This window comes from Frigoribacterium sp. 9N (assembly GCF_902506305.1).
GTDB lineage: Bacteria > Actinomycetota > Actinomycetes > Actinomycetales > Microbacteriaceae > Frigoribacterium.
On sequence record NZ_LR733391.1, the window covers coordinates 353,746 to 369,910 of the forward strand.

Sequence of the window (16,165 nt, forward strand, 5' to 3'; positions counted from 1 at the left end):
AACCCTATCAAGGTAATGGTTGCTTCCACGAATCGGTCGAGGTATTTTCACCGTGTGCACGCATGGTCGTCAGTCCTGCGGAGCAGGGGGAAGCGTGGCATCGCTCACGTACGACAGGCGCCCCCGGACGACCACGAGGGCGTCGACTGCCAGCGTGCCGATGATCGAGACCACGAGGGCCAGGAACAACACGACGTCGTCCACGAACGGTTGGTCGCGCAGCAGGACGAGCAAGACGATGAAGATGACCAGCTTGAGGAGCCAGGCACCCATCACGATGCCGAAGAACGCACCGAGGGTGAAGCGGATCGCCACGAGCATGCTCGCGGCCGTGATCGCCGCGAACAGGATCGCGAGCCCCACCCCCACGAGGGCGCTCCACAGGCCGTCGGTGCCGGCGAAGAGGTAGCCGAGCCCTCCTCCGACCACGGCGATGACGAGGGCGAGTGCGCCCGTGTACTTGAGGATCTGGGTGAAGATCGAGCTGGCGTTCATGGGTGGTCCTTCGGGTTCGTCAGTTCGGGCACCTCGGCCTTGGCCGCGGTGTCGGTGTCGTGCGGGTCGAGGACGTCCGCGGCGGCGTCGAGCGGGTCGAACCGGTCGGACTCCGTCGTCGACAGGTCACCCGTGCGGGTCGTCTGGACGGCGATCTCGACCTTCTTGCGACGGCTGAGCGGAGACAACGTGGCGGCGGTGCAAGCGACCAGGCCGACGCCGAGGAAGACGGCGACCAGGTAGGTCGGCTTCACGAAGAGGAACATCAGGCCCCCGACGGCCGCCACGATCGTCCAGGCGTAGAAGATCAGGACGGCCTGGAAGTGCGAGTGTCCCATGTCGAGCAGGCGGTGGTGCAGGTGCTTGCGGTCGGCGGTGAAGGGGGACTTCCCGGCACTGAGTCGGCGGAGGACGGCCAGGCCGAAGTCGAGCAGCGGCACGACGAGGATCGCGAAGGGCAGGACGATCGGGATGAACGCCGGCAGGAGTGCCGTCCGGGAGATCCCGGCCGGGTCGATCTGCCCGGTGACCGAGATCGCACTCGTCGCCATGACGAGTCCGGTGAGGAGCGCACCCGCGTCGCCCATGAAGAGCTTGGCCGGGTGCCAGTTCAGCGGAAGGAAGCCGAGGCAGGCCCCGATCAACACGGCGGAGAGGAGGGCGGCGAGGTTGAAGTACTCGGTCTGGCCGATGGTGATCGAGATCACGAAGCTGTAGACGAAGAAGACGCCGTTCGCGATGATCGCGACCCCGGCCACGAGACCGTCGAGTCCGTCGATGAAGTTCACGGCGTTCATGACGAGGACGATCGTGAGGACCGTGAGGACGAGCGACATGTAGGGCGAGCCGATGGCCAGGCTGCCCCCGATGGGCAACGAGACGAGTTGGACGCCCTGCCACGCGAGGACTCCCGCGGCGACGATCTGGCCCGCCAGCTTGGTCATCCAGTCGAGGTCGTACAGGTCGTCGACGACTCCGATGACGACGATGATCGTGGCGGCGCCGATGATGGCCAGAGGAGGCCCCGCGTCGGCGAAGACGAGACGGAAGTAGTCGACACCCGAGATCAAGGGGAAGACGAACCACGCCGCGAGCAGCGCGACCACGATGCCGGCCCACATCGCGATTCCCCCGAGACGCGGCGTGGGCGTCTGGTGGACGTCCCGCTCGCGGATCTGGGGATAGAGGCGGTACTTGAGGCCCACCCGCCAGACGACGACGGACAACACGAAGCTGACCCCCGCCGAGATCGCCAGCGCGAGGAGGTAGTACCTCACGCGAGGGCGTCGACCCCGACGACGCGGATGATCTCGGCGTCGGACAGGACGCCGTGGCGCACGATGCGCAACACCCCGTCGGCGCCGCCCGTCGCGTCGACGATCGTCGACCCCGTGTTGGCGCCGGCCCGGTGTTCGTACGTGGCCCCCGCGGGGCCGTCGTCGAGGTACACCGACACGGAGTCGCCGAGCATGCGGCGGGCGTCGCCTGCCGTCTCGGCCGCGGGCTGGCCCGTGAGGTTGGCGCTCGACACCGCGAGCGGGCCGGTCTCTTCGAGCAGCTCGAGGGCGATGCGGTGGCTCGGCACGCGCAGGGCGACGGTGCCGCGCGTCTCGCCGAGATCCCAACTGAGCGACGCCTGCGCACGGAAGATGACCGTGAGCGGGCCGGGCCAGAACTCGTCGAGCAACGGACGGACGACCTCGGGCACGCGGTCGGTGAGAGCGGCGAGGGTCTCTTGACCCTTGATCAGCACCGGAGGCGGGGACTGGCGACCACGACCCTTGGCGTCGAGCAGGCGCTGCACGGCGGTCGGGTCGAACGCGTCGGCCGCGACGCCGTACACCGTGTCGGTCGGCAGGACGACGAGCTCGCCTCGACCGATGGCACCGCGCGCCATGCGCATGCCGGCGAGGAGTTCGGAGTCGACGGAGCAGTCGTGAAAAGTGGCCATGACCTGACGATGATAGTGCGACGGACCGGGAGAACCCGGTCAGCGCACCGCCGTCGTGGCCCGGTCGCGGCCGGTGAGGTCGGGATGCGTGGCCGGGGAGCGCCAACCGTCGGCCGTCAGGAGGTCGCGGATGGCGCCTCCTTGGAGCTCGCCGTGCTCGATGACGAGCGCTCCGCCCGGGCGTAGCAGCCGCCGGGCCGTGAGGGACAGTGCGCGGACCAGGTCGAGGCCGTCCTCACCGCCGTAGAGGGCGAGCGCAGGATCGTGGAGTCTCACCTCGGGGTCGCGCGGGACCATGCCGACGGGCACGTACGGCGGGTTCGACACCACGACCGAGACCGTGCCGTCGAGTTCGGGCAGGGCGTCGGCGAGGTCGCCCTCGACGAGGCGCACGTTGTCGACCCCCACAGCGTCGATGTTGCGACGGGTCCAGACGGCCGCCTCGGGAGACAGCTCGACGGCGACGACCGTGGCCGTCGGCACCTCGGAGGCCATCGCCAGGGCCAGGGCGCCGCTCCCGGTCCCGAGGTCGACGGCGACGGGTGACGCGTCCGCCCTGGAGCGCAGGGCGTCGATCGCCAACTGGGCGACGCCTTCGGTCTCGGGTCGCGGGACGAAGACACCCGGCCCCACGCGCAACTCGAGGTGGCGGAACGACGCCCGCCCCGTGATGTGCTGCAGGGGCTCGCGGGAGGCGCGGCGCGTGATCGCGGCGACCAGCGCCTCCTGCTCGTCCGGTGTCAACGACGCGGCCGTGACGGCCCTCGCCCGCACGGCTCCCCTGGTCAGGCCCGTGACGTGGCCGAGCAGGAGTTCGGCGTCGACGTCGGGCGACGGTACCCCGGCGTCGACGAGGACGGTCGACGCGACCCGGAGGGCCACGTCGACCGTCGTCACGCCGTCGAAGGCCGTGGCGATCGCATCGGTCACGACGCGGTGTCACCGATCTCGGCGAGACGTGCCTCTTCGTCGGCCTGGATGCACGACTCGACGACCGCGTCGAGCGCACCGTCCATGACGGCGTCGAGGTTGTACGCCTTGTAGCCGGTGCGGTGGTCGGCGATGCGGTTCTCGGGGAAGTTGTAGGTGCGGATGCGCTCCGACCGGTCCATGCCCCGGATCTGGCTCTTGCGGGCGTCCGACGCGATGGCCGCCTGCTCTTCTTGCTGACGGGCCAGGATGCGGGCCCGCAGGACGCGCATGCCCGCCTCGCGGTTCTGCAGCTGGCTCTTCTCGTTCTGCATCGCGACCACGATGCCCGTGGGCAGGTGGGTGATGCGGACGGCGGAGTCGGTCGTGTTGACCGACTGGCCGCCGGGGCCGCTCGACCGGTAGACGTCGATCTTGAGGTCGTTCTGGTTGATGTCGACCTCTTCGGGCTCGTCGACCTCGGGGAACACGAGCACGCCCGTGGTCGAGGTGTGGATGCGGCCCTGCGACTCGGTCGCCGGCACCCGCTGCACGCGGTGGACGCCACCCTCGTACTTGAGGTGCGCCCAGACGCCCTGCGAGGGGTCGGACGCGTTCGACTTGAGCGCGACCTGCACGTTCTTGTAGCCACCGAGGTCGGAGTCGTCGCTCGCGATCATCTCGGACTTCCAGCCCTTCGACTCGGCGTAGTGCAGGTACATGCGCAGCAGGTCGGCCGCGAACAAGGCGCTCTCGGCCCCGCCCTCGCCGCCCTTGATCTCCATGATGACGTCGCGCCCGTCGTCCGGGTCGCGCGGGATCAGGAGGCGCCGCAAGCGCTCCTGGGACTCGTCGAGCGCCTGCTCGAGGGCGGGCACCTCGTCGGCGAACGCCTCGTCCTCCTTCGCGAGTTCGCGCGCGGCCTCGAGGTCTTCAGCCGCCTGCTGCCACGCCGAGTGGGCAGCCACGATGCGGCTGAGCTCGGCGTAGCGGCGGTTGATCTTCTTGGCGCGTGCGGCGTCGGCGTGGACCGCCGGATCGCTGAGCTGCGTCTGCAGATCGTCGTGCTCGGCCAGCAGCACGGCCACCGACTCGAACACGCTCAGTGCTCCTTGTGGCCGGAGTCGTGTCCGTTCGACGCGGGGACCGACTTCTGGACCTGGACGAGGAACTCGACGTTCGACTGCGTCTCGCGCAGGTTGCGCAGGACGATCTCGAGGGCCTGCTGCTGGTCGAGCCCGGCCAGGGCGCGGCGCAGACGCCAGGTGATCTTGACCTCGTCGGGGCTGAGCAGCATCTCTTCACGTCGCGTGCCCGAGGCGTTGACGTCGACCGCGGGGAAGATGCGCTTGTCGGCCAGGTGGCGCGACAGGCGGAGCTCCATGTTGCCGGTGCCCTTGAACTCCTCGAAGATGACCTCGTCCATCTTCGAACCGGTCTCGACGAGGGCGGTCGCGAGGATGGTGAGCGAGCCACCGTTCTCGATGTTGCGCGCGGCACCGAAGAAGCGCTTGGGCGGGTACAGGGCCGACGAGTCGACGCCACCCGAGAGGATGCGGCCCGACGCGGGTGCGGCCAGGTTGTACGCACGGCCGAGACGCGTGATCGAGTCGAGCAGCACGACGACGTCGTGGCCCAGCTCGACGAGGCGCTTGGCGCGCTCGATGGCCAGCTCGGCGACGGTGGTGTGGTCCTCCGCCGGACGGTCGAACGTCGAGGCGATGACCTCGCCCTTGACCGTCCGCTGCATGTCGGTGACCTCTTCGGGGCGCTCGTCGACGAGCACGACCATGAGGTGGACCTCGGGGTTGTTGATCGCGATGGCGTTGGCGATCGACTGCAGCACGAGCGTCTTGCCCGCCTTCGGCGGCGAGACGATCAGACCACGCTGCCCCTTGCCGATCGGCGACACGAGGTCGATGATCCGGGTCGAGAGCTTCTGGGGCTCGGTCTCGAGACGGAGGCGCTCCTGCGGGTAGAGCGGGGTCAGCTTGCTGAACTCGACGCGCTTGGCGGCCTCGTCGACGGGCTGACCGTTGATCGAGTCGATCCTGACGATCGCGTTGTACTTCTGGCGCCCCTGGCCCTGGTCGCCCTCGCGGGGCTGACGGATGGCGCCGACGACCGCGTCGCCCTTGCGCAGGTGGTACTTCTTGACCTGACCGAGCGAGACGTAGACGTCGCTGGCGCCGGGCAGGTAGCCCGTGGTGCGCACGAAGGCGTAGTTCTCGAGCACGTCGAGGATGCCCGCGACGGGGATGAGGACGTCGTCCTCGCCGATCTCGGGCTCGACGTCGTCGTTCTGAGCCCCACGACCGCGCTTGCGGTCCCTCTGACGACCACGGCCCTGTCGGCCGCCCTCGTCGTTCTGACCGCCGGACTGGGGGCCGTTGCCGGACTGCTCGCCGCGGGCGGCGTCGTTCTTCTCGCCGGCTTCGCGCTGGGCCTGCTGCTCGGCCCTCTGGTCCGCGCGCTGCTGGTCGCCGCGCTGCTGCTGGCCGTTCTGGGGGGCATCGGCCTTCTGGCCGCCGTTCTGCGGAGCGTCGGCCTTCTGGCCACCGTTCTGCTGGTTGCCGTTCTGCTGGCCACCGTTCTGGTCGGCCTGGGTCTGCTGCTGACCGCCCTTGCCGCGGTTGCGGTTGCGGCTCCGGCGGCCCCCACCCTGCTGGCCACCGTTCTGCTGGTCGCCGCCCTGCTGGTCGGACTGGCCCTGCTGGTCGGACTGGCCCTGGTCGGACTGGCCCTGGTCGGACTGGCCCTGCGCTTCGGAACCAGCCTCGTCGGAGGGCGCGGACGGGGAGGTCTCGAGGGAAGCCGAGCCGTCGGCGGCCGGGGACTCGACCGACGCACCGGGCTGCGCCGCGTCGGCGGCGACGGACGCGTCGGAGGCGCGGCGCGAGCCGCGACGACGCGACGGGCGCTCGGAGGCGGCCTTCTCGGTCGGAGCCTGCTCGGTCGAACCCTGCTCGGCGTCGGCGGCCCCGGCGGCCTCGACGGCCACGGCCTCGGTGGCGGGCACCTCGACGAGAGGAGTGACACCGGTCTCGCCGGCGTTGACGTGGGCGCCGGCGGCCCGGGACTCGGGAGCCCCGGCGGCCGACGTGGCCCGGCGCGAGCCCCGGCGGGCACGGGTCGGTGCCTCGGTCGGCTCGGTGCCCGTCTCGGCGACGGGGGCCTCGGCACCCTCGGCGACGGCGGTCTCGACGGAGGCCTGGACACCGGCGTCGACGACTCCGTCGAGCGTCGGCTGGGGCGCGACCTCGCTGGCCGCCCCCTCACCCTGCTTCGCCGCGATGGCGGCCACGAGGTCGCCCTTGCGCAGCTTGGAGATGCCGCTGATGCCCAGCGACGAGGCGAGGGCCTGCAGCTGGGGCAGGCGCATGGCGGTGAGTTCGGGCGTGGACGGCGCAGCGGCGCCGTTCTGGACGTCAGTCACGAGTGATGGGTTCCTTTCGCTCCCCCGCGTTGATCGGCGGGGCAGAGCTGGTCACACCTCGTGGCCTCTCACCTGCACTGAACGGGTTCGCCCCGAGGGGGCGACCCTGTGCCGGCTCTGCCCTGAACGAGCAGCTGCCCGGGATGAGCAGGAGGCCTGGGAGGTGCGGTGCGCGCCGACCAGATCGGCAGACGAACACTGCTAGATGTGCACTACGGGATGTGCGACCCGGGGACTCGAAGACTTGTGACCCCACGCGGTAGCCCCTGCGAAGAACTGCGGGGACGAAGCTAGATGCCCAGGAAATCTGAGTTTTCTACCGGGTGCGGCACCACTGTAGCACCTTTGAGATCGACGGCCAGCATCAACGGACGCCACGCCGAGACGGCGTGTTCGCGCACCAGTTCGGCGGCGAACAAGCGCTGTGCCGGGTCGCTGCCGAGGACCAGGAGGGAGGGGCCAGCCCCCGAGACGACGGCCGCGAGACCGGCGTCGCGCAGCATGCGGATCAGGGCGTCGGTCTCGGGCATGGCACTGGCGCGATAGCTCTGGTGCAGGCGGTCCTCGGTCGCCGCGAGCAACAACTCGGGACTCTGCACGAGGGCCGCCACCAGGAGAGCGGACCGCGACACGTTGAACGTGGCGTCCTCGTGCGGAACGGAGGCGGGCTGCAGGCTCCGCGCCAGCTTCGTCGAGAGCGTCGATTCGGGCACGAACACGACGGGCGACACGCCTCGGTGCACGAGCAGTCGCTTGTGGGACGGACCGTGTGAGTTCATCCAGGCGATCGTGAGGCCGCCGAACAGCGCGGGTGCCACGTTGTCGGGGTGACCCTCCATCTCGGTCGCCAGGGCGAGCAGAGCCGCGGAATCGAGTTCGACCGTGCCCTCGAGCAGTCCCTTGGCGGCCATGATGCCCGAGACGATCGCGGCTGCGGACGACCCGAGTCCCCGGCCGTGCGGGATCGCGTTGCGGGCCCGGAGCCGAAGCCCCGGCAGAGGGACGTCGACCGACGCGAAGGCCGCGGCGACGGCCTGGACGACGAGGTTCGACCCGTCGGTGGGCACCTGGCCGGCCCCGACGCCCGTGACCTCGACCGAGACCCCGGGCTCACCGGTCGCCGTGACCTCGAGCTCGTCGTAGAGCGACAGCGCGAGCCCCAGCGTGTCGAAGCCGGGACCGAGGTTGGCCGAGGTCGCGGGGACCTTGACCAGCACCGAACGCCCGACGACCCCGGGGGTCATGCAGAGGCCGGTGCGAGACCGAGCACCTCGGCCACCCGGGCCGTGTCGCTCGCGACCACGGTCGGTTGCACGTCGCTGCCGTCGGCGCGCCGCAGGGCCCATTGGGGGTCCTTCAGGCCGTGGCCCGTGACGGTGAGGACGACCGTGGCCCCGGCGGGGATGACCCCGGCGTCCGCCCGCTCGAGCAGACCCGCCACGCTGATGGCCGACGCGGGCTCGACGAAGATGCCGACCTCGGCCGAGAGGATCTTCTGCGCGGCGAGGATGGCTTCGTCGGTGATGGCCCCGAACCAGCCGTCGGTGAGGTCACGCGCCTCGAGGGCGAGCTGCCACGAGGCGGGGTTGCCGATGCGGATCGCGCTGGCGATGGTCTCGGGGGCCTTGACGACCTCACCGGCGACGATCGGTGCCGAGCCGGCGGCCTGGAACCCGAACATGCGCGGCAGCTTGGTGGCGCGGCCGATCTCGAGGTCTTCACGGTAGCCGCGCGTGTAGGCCGTGTAGTTGCCAGCGTTGCCGACCGGGATGAAGTGGAAGTCGGGGGCGTCGCCGAGCACGTCGACGACCTCGAACGCCCCGGTCTTCTGGCCCTCGATGCGGTCGTTGTTGACCGAGTTGACGAGGTGCACCGGGTAATTGGCGGCGAGGTCGCGTGCGATGTCGAGGCAGTCGTCGAAGTTGCCCTGGATCTGCAGCAGCTGACCGTCGTGCGCGACGGCCTGGCTCAGCTTGCCCATGGCGATCTTGCCCTCGGGGACGAGCACGGCGGCCGTGATGCCGGCGTGGGCGGCGTAGGCGGCGGCCGAGGCGGACGTGTTGCCGGTCGACGCACAGATGACGGCCTTGGCCCCGTGTTCGACGGCCTTCGAGATCGCCATCGTCATGCCGCGGTCCTTGAAGGAACCGGTCGGGTTCATGCCCTCGTACTTGACGTAGACCTTCGCGCCCGTGCGGTTCGACAGGGCCGGAGCCGGGATGAGCGGCGTTCCGCCCTCGCCGAGGGTGACGATCGGGGTGGCGTCGGTGACGTCGAGACGGTCGGCGTATTCGCGCAGGACACCCTGCCACTGGTGGGCCATCAGGCTCCTTCGACTCTCAGCACGCTCGTGACGGAGTTCACGACCGTGGCGTTCTTCAGGGCGGTCACCGTGGCGGCGAGGTCGGACTCGCGCGCCCGGTGGGTGCCGATGATCAGCGTAGCGGTGGCCACGGCGTCGCCCTCGCCCGTGACGCCCGGCGTCGCACCCGACGTCTGTTCGACGTTGTGCACGCTCACGCCGTGGTCGCTGAGCACCCCGGCGACCTCGGCGAGGACGCCCGGCTGGTCCGCCACGTCGAGCGTGATCTGGTACCGCGTGGACACGCGACCGATCGGCATGACGGGCAGGTTCGCGTGGGTGGACTCGGCGACGCCGGGGCCGCCGATGACGTGGCGTCGCGCGGCCGAGACGAGGTCGCCCAACACGGCGGACGCCGTCTCGACTCCCCCGGCTCCGGCGCCGTAGAACATGAGGTCTCCGGCCGACTCGGCCTCGACGAAGACGGCGTTCTTCGCTCCGTGCACGGCCGCGAGCGGGTGGCTCAGCGGAACGAGCGCCGGGTAGACGCGTGCGCTGACGCCCTCGACGCCGTCGTCGTCGACCAGGCGCTCGCAGATCGCCAGGATCTTCACGACGTACCCGGCCTTGCGAGCCGCGACCACCTGGTCGTGCGTGACGCACGTGATGCCTTCGCGGTGCACGGCGGAGAGGGGCACGGCCGTGTGGAAGGCGAGGCCGGCCAGGATGGCCGCCTTCTGCGCCGCGTCGTAGCCCTCGATGTCGGCCGTGGGGTCCGCCTCGGCGTAACCCAGGGCCGTGGCCGTCGCCAGGGCGTCCTCGAGGCTCGAGCCGTCGGTGTCCATGCGGTCGAGGATGAAGTTCGTCGTGCCGTTGACGATGCCCATGATGCGTTGGACGCGGTCGCCGGCGAGGCTGTCGCGCAACGGGCGAATGATCGGGATGGCACCGGCCACGGCGGCCTCGTAGTACACCTGCGCGCCCACCTGCTCGGCGGCGTCGAACAGCTCGGGACCGTGGCTCGCGAGCAGGGCCTTGTTGCCCGTGATGACGTCGGCCCCCGAGTTGAGGGCCTGTAGCACGTAGCTGCGGGCCGGCTCGAGTCCGCCGATCAACTCGACGACGATGTCGGCGCCGACGATCAGCGACTCGACGTCGGTCGTGAACAGCTCGCGCGGCAGGTCGACGTCGCGCGGCGCGTCGACGTCGCGCACCCCGATGCCGACCAGCTCGAGCCCGGCACCTGCGCGCCCGGCGAAGTCGTCGCCCTGCTCGAGCAGCAACCGCGCCACCTGCGACCCCACGGAGCCGGCGCCCAGCAGGGCGACCCTCACGTTGCGGTATTCGATCATGTCAGTCCGTTCTCGGGTGCTTCGTCGGCGGGGTGCGGTGCTCGCACGAGGTGAGGAGGCGCGGATCGCTCAGTCGAGGCCGGCGTCGCGGGCCAGCAGGTCGGCTTCGCTCTCGCCCCGCACGATCACGCGTGCCCGGCCGTCGCGCACGGCCACGACGGGCGGACGCCCGACATGGTTGTAGTTGCTGGCGAGGCTGTGGCAGTAGGCCCCGGTGGCGGGCACCGCGAGCAGGTCGCCGGGGACGACGTCGCCGGGGAGGTAGTCGGCGAGCACGACGAGGTCGCCGCTCTCGCAGTGCTTCCCGGCGACCCGCACGAGGGCGGGCGGGGCCGAGGAGGTGCGGTTCGCGATGCGCACGGAGTAGTCCGCCGCGTAGAGGGCCGTCCTCGCGTTGTCGCTCATCCCGCCGTCGACGCTGACGTAGCGGCGCACCGCGCTGCCCTCGTCGATCGCGACCGAGACGTCCTTGATCGTGCCGACCTCGTAGAGCGTCGTGCCGGCCGGACCGACGATGACGCGTCCGGGCTCGACCGCGAGGAGCGGCACGTCGACGCCGAGGCGGAGGCACTCCGCCTGGACGATGTCGGCCAGGGCGACGGCGAGGTCGTCGAGCGGGCGGGCGTCGTCGGCGCTCGTGTACGCGATGCCGAAGCCCCCGCCGAGGTTGAGCTCGGGCACCGGGCCGGACGCCAGCAGGTCGGCGTGCACGGCGAGCAGGCGGCGGGCGGCCTCCGCGAAGCCGTCCGAGCCGAAGATCTGCGAGCCGATGTGCGAGTGCAGGCCGACGAACTCGAGCGACGGCTGCCGGCGGATCGAGTCGACGATGTCGGCGGTCTCGGAGAGCGGGACGCCGAACTTCTGGTCTTCGCGGGCGGTGGCGAGGTACTCGTGCGTGGAGGCGTGGACCCCCGAGTTGACCCGCAGGCGCACCCGCTGGACGCGTCCGTGCCGTTCGGCCGCCGCGGCGACCCGTCCGACCTCGGCGGCGTTGTCGAGCACGACGGTGCCGATGCCGGCCTCGACCGTGCGGTCGATCTCGGCGAGCGACTTGTTGTTGCCGTGGAACCCCATGCGGGCGGGGTCGACTCCGGCGGCCCGGGCCACGGCGAACTCGCCGCCGGTGCAGACGTCGACGGCCATGCCCGCCTCGGCCACCCAGCGGGCGACCTCGGCGGAGAGGAACGCCTTGGCCGCGTAGTAGACCGTCGCCGTCGTGCCGATGCGGGCCGCCTCGCGCTCGAACGAGCGGACGGCCTCGACCGCGCGGGCACGGGCGTCGTCCTCGTCGAGGACGTAGAGCGGCGTGCCGTACGACGCCACGAGGTCGGAGACGGTGACGCCGCCGAGCACGAGTTCGCCGTCGGAGGACCGCTGGGCCGTGGCCGACCAGACGGCCGGGTCGAGGGCGTCGGCGTCGGTCGGCTCGTGGAGCCAGGCGGGAGCCAGGGGGTTCGGGGACACGCGGACCTCGGGGGTTCGAAGGACGGGGAACGACATCAGAGCCTACCGACCGCCGAGGTGCGTGACGGCCAGGGTCGTGGCGACATGGTCGCCACACCGGAGGTCAGGAGCAGGACCCCTTGGTGCCGATGCCGCTCGACGAGATCGGCAGGCCGGGCGACGTGACGTCGAGGGTCGCCGCCGACGGCGTGACGTCCACGGCGGTGAGGGTGGTGCCCTGGGGCAGGTACTGCGCGGCGCACACGTCGAAGGCGTAGCCGCCGATGAAGGGGGCGAGGTCGAGCGACACCGACGTGTCCCGCAGCGACGCCGTGGTCGGGGTGAGCGAGATGACCCGGCCCTCGCTCGTGATCGAGGGGGTCGCGACGACGTCCACGGGCACGACCGTGTTCACCAGCGGGATCGTGAAGTCGCGGGCGTAGGTGACCTCTCCGTCGCCGAAGGAGATCGCTCCGCCGCTCTCCTGCACGGCCGCGAGCCCGTTGACGGTCGCCGAGTCGGCGGTGACCGTGCCGGTGATGGCCCCGGTCGATCCGCTCAGGTCGGTCGGCACGTCTCGGACGTCGAAGTCGAACGACAGACCACCCGAGGACCCGGCGGACGAGATGGTGGCCTGCTCGATGGTGCCCTGCACCAGCTGCCAGAGCATCGAGAAGCCGCCGATCTGCACGTCGACGGGACCGGCCGCGTCGCCGAGTTGCTGCGAGATCTGCTTCTCGGCCTGGTCCTCGGCGACCGTCCGCACGACGAGGTCGGCGACCACGGCCAGGATCCCCAGGACGACCACGATCCCGAGCAGGACGAAGACGACGATGCCGAAGCCCCGGCCTCGGCGACGGGCGACGGGCTTGGCCTCGAAGAAGTCGGAGTCGATGTCGCTCATCGGGCCATCTTGTCAGCCGGGTGGCGAGGGACGCTCACGCCGCGCCTCCTGCGGTCGAGACCGAGGAGGCGCGGCGCGCGAGGTCACATGCGGTCGGGTGCCGAGACGCCCAGCAGTCCGAGGCCGTTGCGGATGACCTGGCCCGCCGCGTCGTTGAGCCACAGACGGGTGCGGTGCAGGTCGGTGACCTCGTCGTCGCCGAGCGGTGTGACGCGGCACGTGTCGTACCAGCGGTGGTAGGTGCCGGCGAGTTCTTCGACGTAGCGGGCGACGCGGTGCGGCTCGCGCAACTCGGCGGCCTGGACGACGACGCGGGGCAGCTCGGACAGGGCGCCGAGCAGGGCGCTCTCGGTCTCGTGCGTGAGCAGCGACGCGTCGAACGCGTCCCGCGTCACGCCGGCCGCCTCGGCGTTGCGCCCGACCGCACGGGTGCGCGCGTGGGCGTACTGGACGTAGAAGACGGGGTTGTCGTTGCTGCGCTTCGTGAGCAGGTCGAGGTCGATGTCGATCGAGCTGTTCACCGGGCTGCGGACCAGCGAGTACCTGCCGGCGTCGACGCCGACGGCGTCCACGAGGTCCTCCATCGTGACGACGGTGCCCGCACGCTTGGACATGCGCATCGGTTCGCCGTCGCGCAGCAGGTTGACCATCTGGCCGATGAGGATCTCGAGGTTGACGCCCGGCTCGTCGCCGAACGCCGCGCACATCGCCATCATTCGACCGACGTAGCCGTGGTGGTCGGCGCCGAGCATGATGAGGTTGCGTTCGAAGCCACGTTCGCGCTTGTCGAGGTAGTAGGCCAGGTCGCCGGCGATGTAGGCGGCCTCGCCGTCGCTCTTGACGATGACGCGGTCGCGGTCGTCGCCGAAGTCGGTGGTGCGCAGCCAGGTGGCGCCCTCGGACTCGTAGACGTGCCCGAGCTCGCGGAGCCGGGCGATGGCGCGCTCGACGGCCTGGGATTCGTGCAGCTCGTTCTCGTGGAAGTACACGTCGAAGTCGACGCCGAAGTCGTGCAGGGACGACTTGATGTCGGCGAACATGAAGTCGACGCCGGCGGCGCGGAAGACCTCTTGCGCCTCGTCACGCGGCAGGGCGGCGGCGTCGACGCCGGTCGAGGCCACGACGCGCTCGACGATGTCGCCGATGTACTGCCCGCCGTAGCCGTCGTCGGGGGTGGGTTCGCCGAGTGCGCTGGCCAGGAGGCTACGGGCGAAACGGTCGATCTGCCCACCGTGGTCGTTGAAGTAGTACTCGCGGGTGACGAGCGCGCCCTGCGCCTGGAACACGCGGGCGAGGCTGTCGCCGACCGCTGCCCAGCGCACGCCGCCGAGGTGGATCGGGCCGGTGGGGTTCGCCGAGACGAACTCGAGGTCGATGGTGACGCCCCGGTAGTAGTCGCCGCGACCGTAGGACTCGCCCTGCTCGACGATCGAGCGCGCGAGGAGGCCCGCGGCCGCGGCGTCGAGGCGGATGTTGATGAACCCGGGGCCCGCGACGTCGACGTCGGCGACCCCGTCGACCTCGGCCAGGTCGGCCGCGATGTCGGTGGCGAGCTCACGGGGGTTCGTGCCGACGCGCTTGGCGAACTTCATGGCCACGTTCGACGCCCAGTCGCCGTGCTCGCGGTTCTTCGGACGCTCGAGCGCCACGTCGCCCTCGGTCACCGCCACGTCGACGGTGCCTCGGCGTTCGAGGACGCCCTGGACGACGGCGAGCAGGGACGTGGAGAGTTCGGCGGGAGTCACGAGGGTCGATCTTACCGGGAGGCACGGAGACGACGGCGAGCCCGACGTCGGTGATGATGGAGGGATGAGCCCCGCCTCGACCCGCTCCCCCGTCGTCCTGCGCACCCTCGTCGTGACGGGTGCCCTCGCCCTGACTCTGACCGCCTGCACGGCACCGTCGCAGGCCGCGCCGAGCGCGACCCCGACCACGGGCGAGGAGTCGTCCTCCACCCCCGTCGGGACGCCGACGGCGGCGGCCACGCCCGAGCTCGTGAGCACCCCGTTCGACGTCGACTGCGGCGAGCTGCTCGATCCCGGCTCGCTCGCCTCCTGGTACCCGGGGTTGACGGCCGTCGCCGACGACGAGGCGAGCGGCGACGCGAGCCGCGACGGCGAGGCCCTGCAGCAGGTCGCCGACGCGGACGGCACGACGTGCACGTGGCAGGACTCCAGCGGCGCCACCGTCACGGTCGGTGTCGCGCACTTCGACCCGGACAGCCTCGACGAGCTGGCCAACGACCTCGTCGCGACCAGCAACTCGGTGCCGACCTTCGGCGTCGAGGGCTACTTCGACACCCCCGGTGAGATCGGCACGGCCGAGGCGTTCTCGTCGCCGGCGTTCGTCGTCGCCCGTTCGACGACCTTCCTCGAACCCGGCGACGCCGAGCCGGTCGTGTCTGCCGTGCTGTCGGCGCTGAAGCAGGTCGACTGAGACCGAGGGCGGGAGGCGCGCTCCGGTGAGGAACGCGGCCTAGGCGACCAGCGCCTCCTGGTCCGTTCGCGAGGCGACGGACGCGGCGAGGCGCCCCGCCTCGACGGAGGCGCCCAAGGACGCCAACAGTGCCTCGAGCTGGCCGACCGGGGCTCCTCTGTCTTCGGGGTGCCACTGCACGCCGACGACCGGGGCCGAGTCGTGCTCGACGGCCTCGACGGTGCCGTCGGAGGCGCGGCCGACGACGCACAGGCCCTGGCCCAGGCGGCCGACGGCCTGGTGGTGCGCGCTCTGGACGACGGGCTCGGCGCCGAGGGCCCGGGCGAGGCGACTACCGGGCTCGAGCCCGACGGCGTGCGGGTGCATGAGCTGATCGACCGGCGCGTCGGGGGTGCGGTGCACCCCGTCGTGGTCGTCCAGGTGTTGCACGAGGTCTCCGCCGAGGGCGACGTTGATCAGCTGGTGGCCGCGGCAGATACCCAGCAGCGGAGTACGGCGGGCGACGGCGCGGCGCACGACGGCGAGCTGGGCCTCGTCGGCCACGGGGTCGTGGCGACCCTCCCCCGGGTAGCCGGTCGCGCCTCCGTAGAGACGGGGAGAGAGATCCTCGCCACCGAGGATGACGATCGCATCGGCGTCGGCGGTCACGCGCAACAGCTCGTCGGTGCCGAGGTCGCCCGCGGCGAAGCGCGTCGCCTGCCAGCCCGCGGCCTCGGCGGTCGCGCGGACACGGGAGTTCATGTCGTCGACGTAGGCGTGGTACTCGGGGGCGTGCGGCCGATGCCGGGTGACCTCGACCACGGCGAGACGCATCGAGGCGACGGCGGGGTCGCTCGGGCGGGTCGACGGGGCGGCGTACGAGGTCATGCCTCCATGCTGCCGTCGCGACGGGCGCCCTGCCAGGTGCGTGTCGTCGCGTTACGCCGCTGCGGCGGCA

The 16,165-nt window shown here is 71.1% G+C and carries 14 protein-coding genes; 1 reads left to right on the forward strand and 13 read right to left on the reverse strand.

Going from position 1 to position 16,165, the window contains the following annotated elements:
- Positions 1-69: 69 nt before the first annotated feature.
- From ARTHRO9V_RS02160 to argS, 12 genes are all read right to left on the reverse strand, one after another.
- The gene (locus ARTHRO9V_RS02160) at positions 70-495 is read right to left on the reverse strand and encodes a hypothetical protein (protein WP_123570236.1); all 426 of its coding nucleotides are present in this window, start codon (positions 493-495) and stop codon (positions 70-72) included.
- Positions 492-1,772 (reverse strand): MraY family glycosyltransferase, encoded by a 1,281-nt coding sequence (locus ARTHRO9V_RS02165; RefSeq protein WP_123570237.1) that lies wholly within the window; start codon positions 1,770-1,772, stop codon positions 492-494. Before ARTHRO9V_RS02165 ends, ARTHRO9V_RS02160 begins: the two co-directional genes overlap by 4 nt.
- On the reverse strand, positions 1,769-2,446 hold the full coding sequence (locus tag ARTHRO9V_RS02170; RefSeq protein WP_056045907.1) for an L-threonylcarbamoyladenylate synthase: 678 nt from the start codon (positions 2,444-2,446) through the stop codon (positions 1,769-1,771). Before ARTHRO9V_RS02170 ends, ARTHRO9V_RS02165 begins: the two co-directional genes overlap by 4 nt.
- Positions 2,447-2,485: 39 nt before the next feature.
- Positions 2,486-3,376, reverse strand: a complete 891-nt coding sequence (prmC, locus tag ARTHRO9V_RS02175; protein ID WP_370516159.1) for a peptide chain release factor N(5)-glutamine methyltransferase — start codon at positions 3,374-3,376, stop codon at positions 2,486-2,488.
- Positions 3,373-4,455, reverse strand: coding sequence for a peptide chain release factor 1 (prfA, locus tag ARTHRO9V_RS02180; RefSeq protein WP_159825242.1), 1,083 nt, complete (start codon positions 4,453-4,455; stop codon positions 3,373-3,375). Before prfA ends, prmC begins: the two co-directional genes overlap by 4 nt.
- A gap of 2 nt (positions 4,456-4,457) precedes the next feature.
- The gene (gene rho / locus ARTHRO9V_RS02185; protein ID WP_236556880.1) at positions 4,458-6,737 is read right to left on the reverse strand and encodes a transcription termination factor Rho; all 2,280 of its coding nucleotides are present in this window, start codon (positions 6,735-6,737) and stop codon (positions 4,458-4,460) included.
- 344 nt (positions 6,738-7,081) lie between these two features.
- Positions 7,082-8,035, reverse strand: a complete 954-nt coding sequence (gene thrB, locus ARTHRO9V_RS02190; RefSeq protein ID WP_123570242.1) for a homoserine kinase — start codon at positions 8,033-8,035, stop codon at positions 7,082-7,084.
- Complete coding sequence (gene thrC / locus ARTHRO9V_RS02195; RefSeq protein ID WP_056045920.1) at positions 8,032-9,114, reverse strand: threonine synthase; 1,083 nt, start codon at positions 9,112-9,114, stop codon at positions 8,032-8,034. Before thrC ends, thrB begins: the two co-directional genes overlap by 4 nt.
- Complete coding sequence (locus ARTHRO9V_RS02200; RefSeq protein ID WP_159825246.1) at positions 9,114-10,445, reverse strand: homoserine dehydrogenase; 1,332 nt, start codon at positions 10,443-10,445, stop codon at positions 9,114-9,116. The genes thrC and ARTHRO9V_RS02200 overlap by 1 nt, the downstream gene beginning before the upstream one ends.
- 69 nt (positions 10,446-10,514) lie before the next feature.
- On the reverse strand, positions 10,515-11,945 hold the full coding sequence (gene lysA / locus ARTHRO9V_RS02205) for a diaminopimelate decarboxylase (protein ID WP_199859511.1): 1,431 nt from the start codon (positions 11,943-11,945) through the stop codon (positions 10,515-10,517).
- A gap of 67 nt (positions 11,946-12,012) precedes the next feature.
- Entirely contained in the window at positions 12,013-12,792 is a 780-nt protein-coding gene (locus ARTHRO9V_RS02210; protein ID WP_123570245.1) for a DUF2993 domain-containing protein, read from the reverse strand.
- An 83-nt stretch (positions 12,793-12,875) separates the two neighbouring features.
- Positions 12,876-14,537, reverse strand: a complete 1,662-nt coding sequence (gene argS, locus ARTHRO9V_RS02215; RefSeq protein WP_123570246.1) for an arginine--tRNA ligase — start codon at positions 14,535-14,537, stop codon at positions 12,876-12,878.
- A gap of 64 nt (positions 14,538-14,601) precedes the next feature.
- Here argS and ARTHRO9V_RS02220 point away from each other — a divergent pair, with 64 nt between their 5' ends.
- Entirely contained in the window at positions 14,602-15,228 is a 627-nt protein-coding gene (locus ARTHRO9V_RS02220; RefSeq protein ID WP_159825248.1) for a hypothetical protein, read from the forward strand.
- A gap of 39 nt (positions 15,229-15,267) precedes the next feature.
- Here the strand turns inward: ARTHRO9V_RS02220 and ARTHRO9V_RS02225 are convergent, their stop codons facing one another.
- The gene (locus ARTHRO9V_RS02225; RefSeq protein WP_236556842.1) at positions 15,268-16,095 is read right to left on the reverse strand and encodes a gamma-glutamyl-gamma-aminobutyrate hydrolase family protein; all 828 of its coding nucleotides are present in this window, start codon (positions 16,093-16,095) and stop codon (positions 15,268-15,270) included.
- Between the last annotated feature and the right edge of the window lie 70 nt (positions 16,096-16,165).

Excerpts from the sequence above, each read along its gene's own strand:
- ARTHRO9V_RS02210 (WP_123570245.1), bottom strand. The coding sequence starts at position 12,792 with ATGAGCGACATCGACTCCGACTTCTTCGAGGCCAAGCCCGTCGCCCGT.
- ARTHRO9V_RS02225 (WP_236556842.1), bottom strand. The coding sequence starts at position 16,095 with ATGACCTCGTACGCCGCCCCGTCGACCCGCCCGAGCGACCCCGCCGTC.
- thrC (WP_056045920.1), bottom strand. The coding sequence starts at position 9,114 with ATGGCCCACCAGTGGCAGGGTGTCCTGCGCGAATACGCCGACCGTCTC.
- lysA (WP_199859511.1), bottom strand. The coding sequence starts at position 11,945 with ATGTCGTTCCCCGTCCTTCGAACCCCCGAGGTCCGCGTGTCCCCGAAC.
- ARTHRO9V_RS02220 (WP_159825248.1), top strand. The coding sequence starts at position 14,602 with ATGAGCCCCGCCTCGACCCGCTCCCCCGTCGTCCTGCGCACCCTCGTC.
- rho (WP_236556880.1), bottom strand. The coding sequence starts at position 6,737 with ATGCGCCTGCCCCAGCTGCAGGCCCTCGCCTCGTCGCTGGGCATCAGC.
- ARTHRO9V_RS02160 (WP_123570236.1), bottom strand. The coding sequence starts at position 495 with ATGAACGCCAGCTCGATCTTCACCCAGATCCTCAAGTACACGGGCGCA.
- ARTHRO9V_RS02170 (WP_056045907.1), bottom strand. The coding sequence starts at position 2,446 with ATGGCCACTTTTCACGACTGCTCCGTCGACTCCGAACTCCTCGCCGGC.
- thrB (WP_123570242.1), bottom strand. The coding sequence starts at position 8,035 with ATGACCCCCGGGGTCGTCGGGCGTTCGGTGCTGGTCAAGGTCCCCGCG.
- ARTHRO9V_RS02200 (WP_159825246.1), bottom strand. The coding sequence starts at position 10,445 with ATGATCGAATACCGCAACGTGAGGGTCGCCCTGCTGGGCGCCGGCTCC.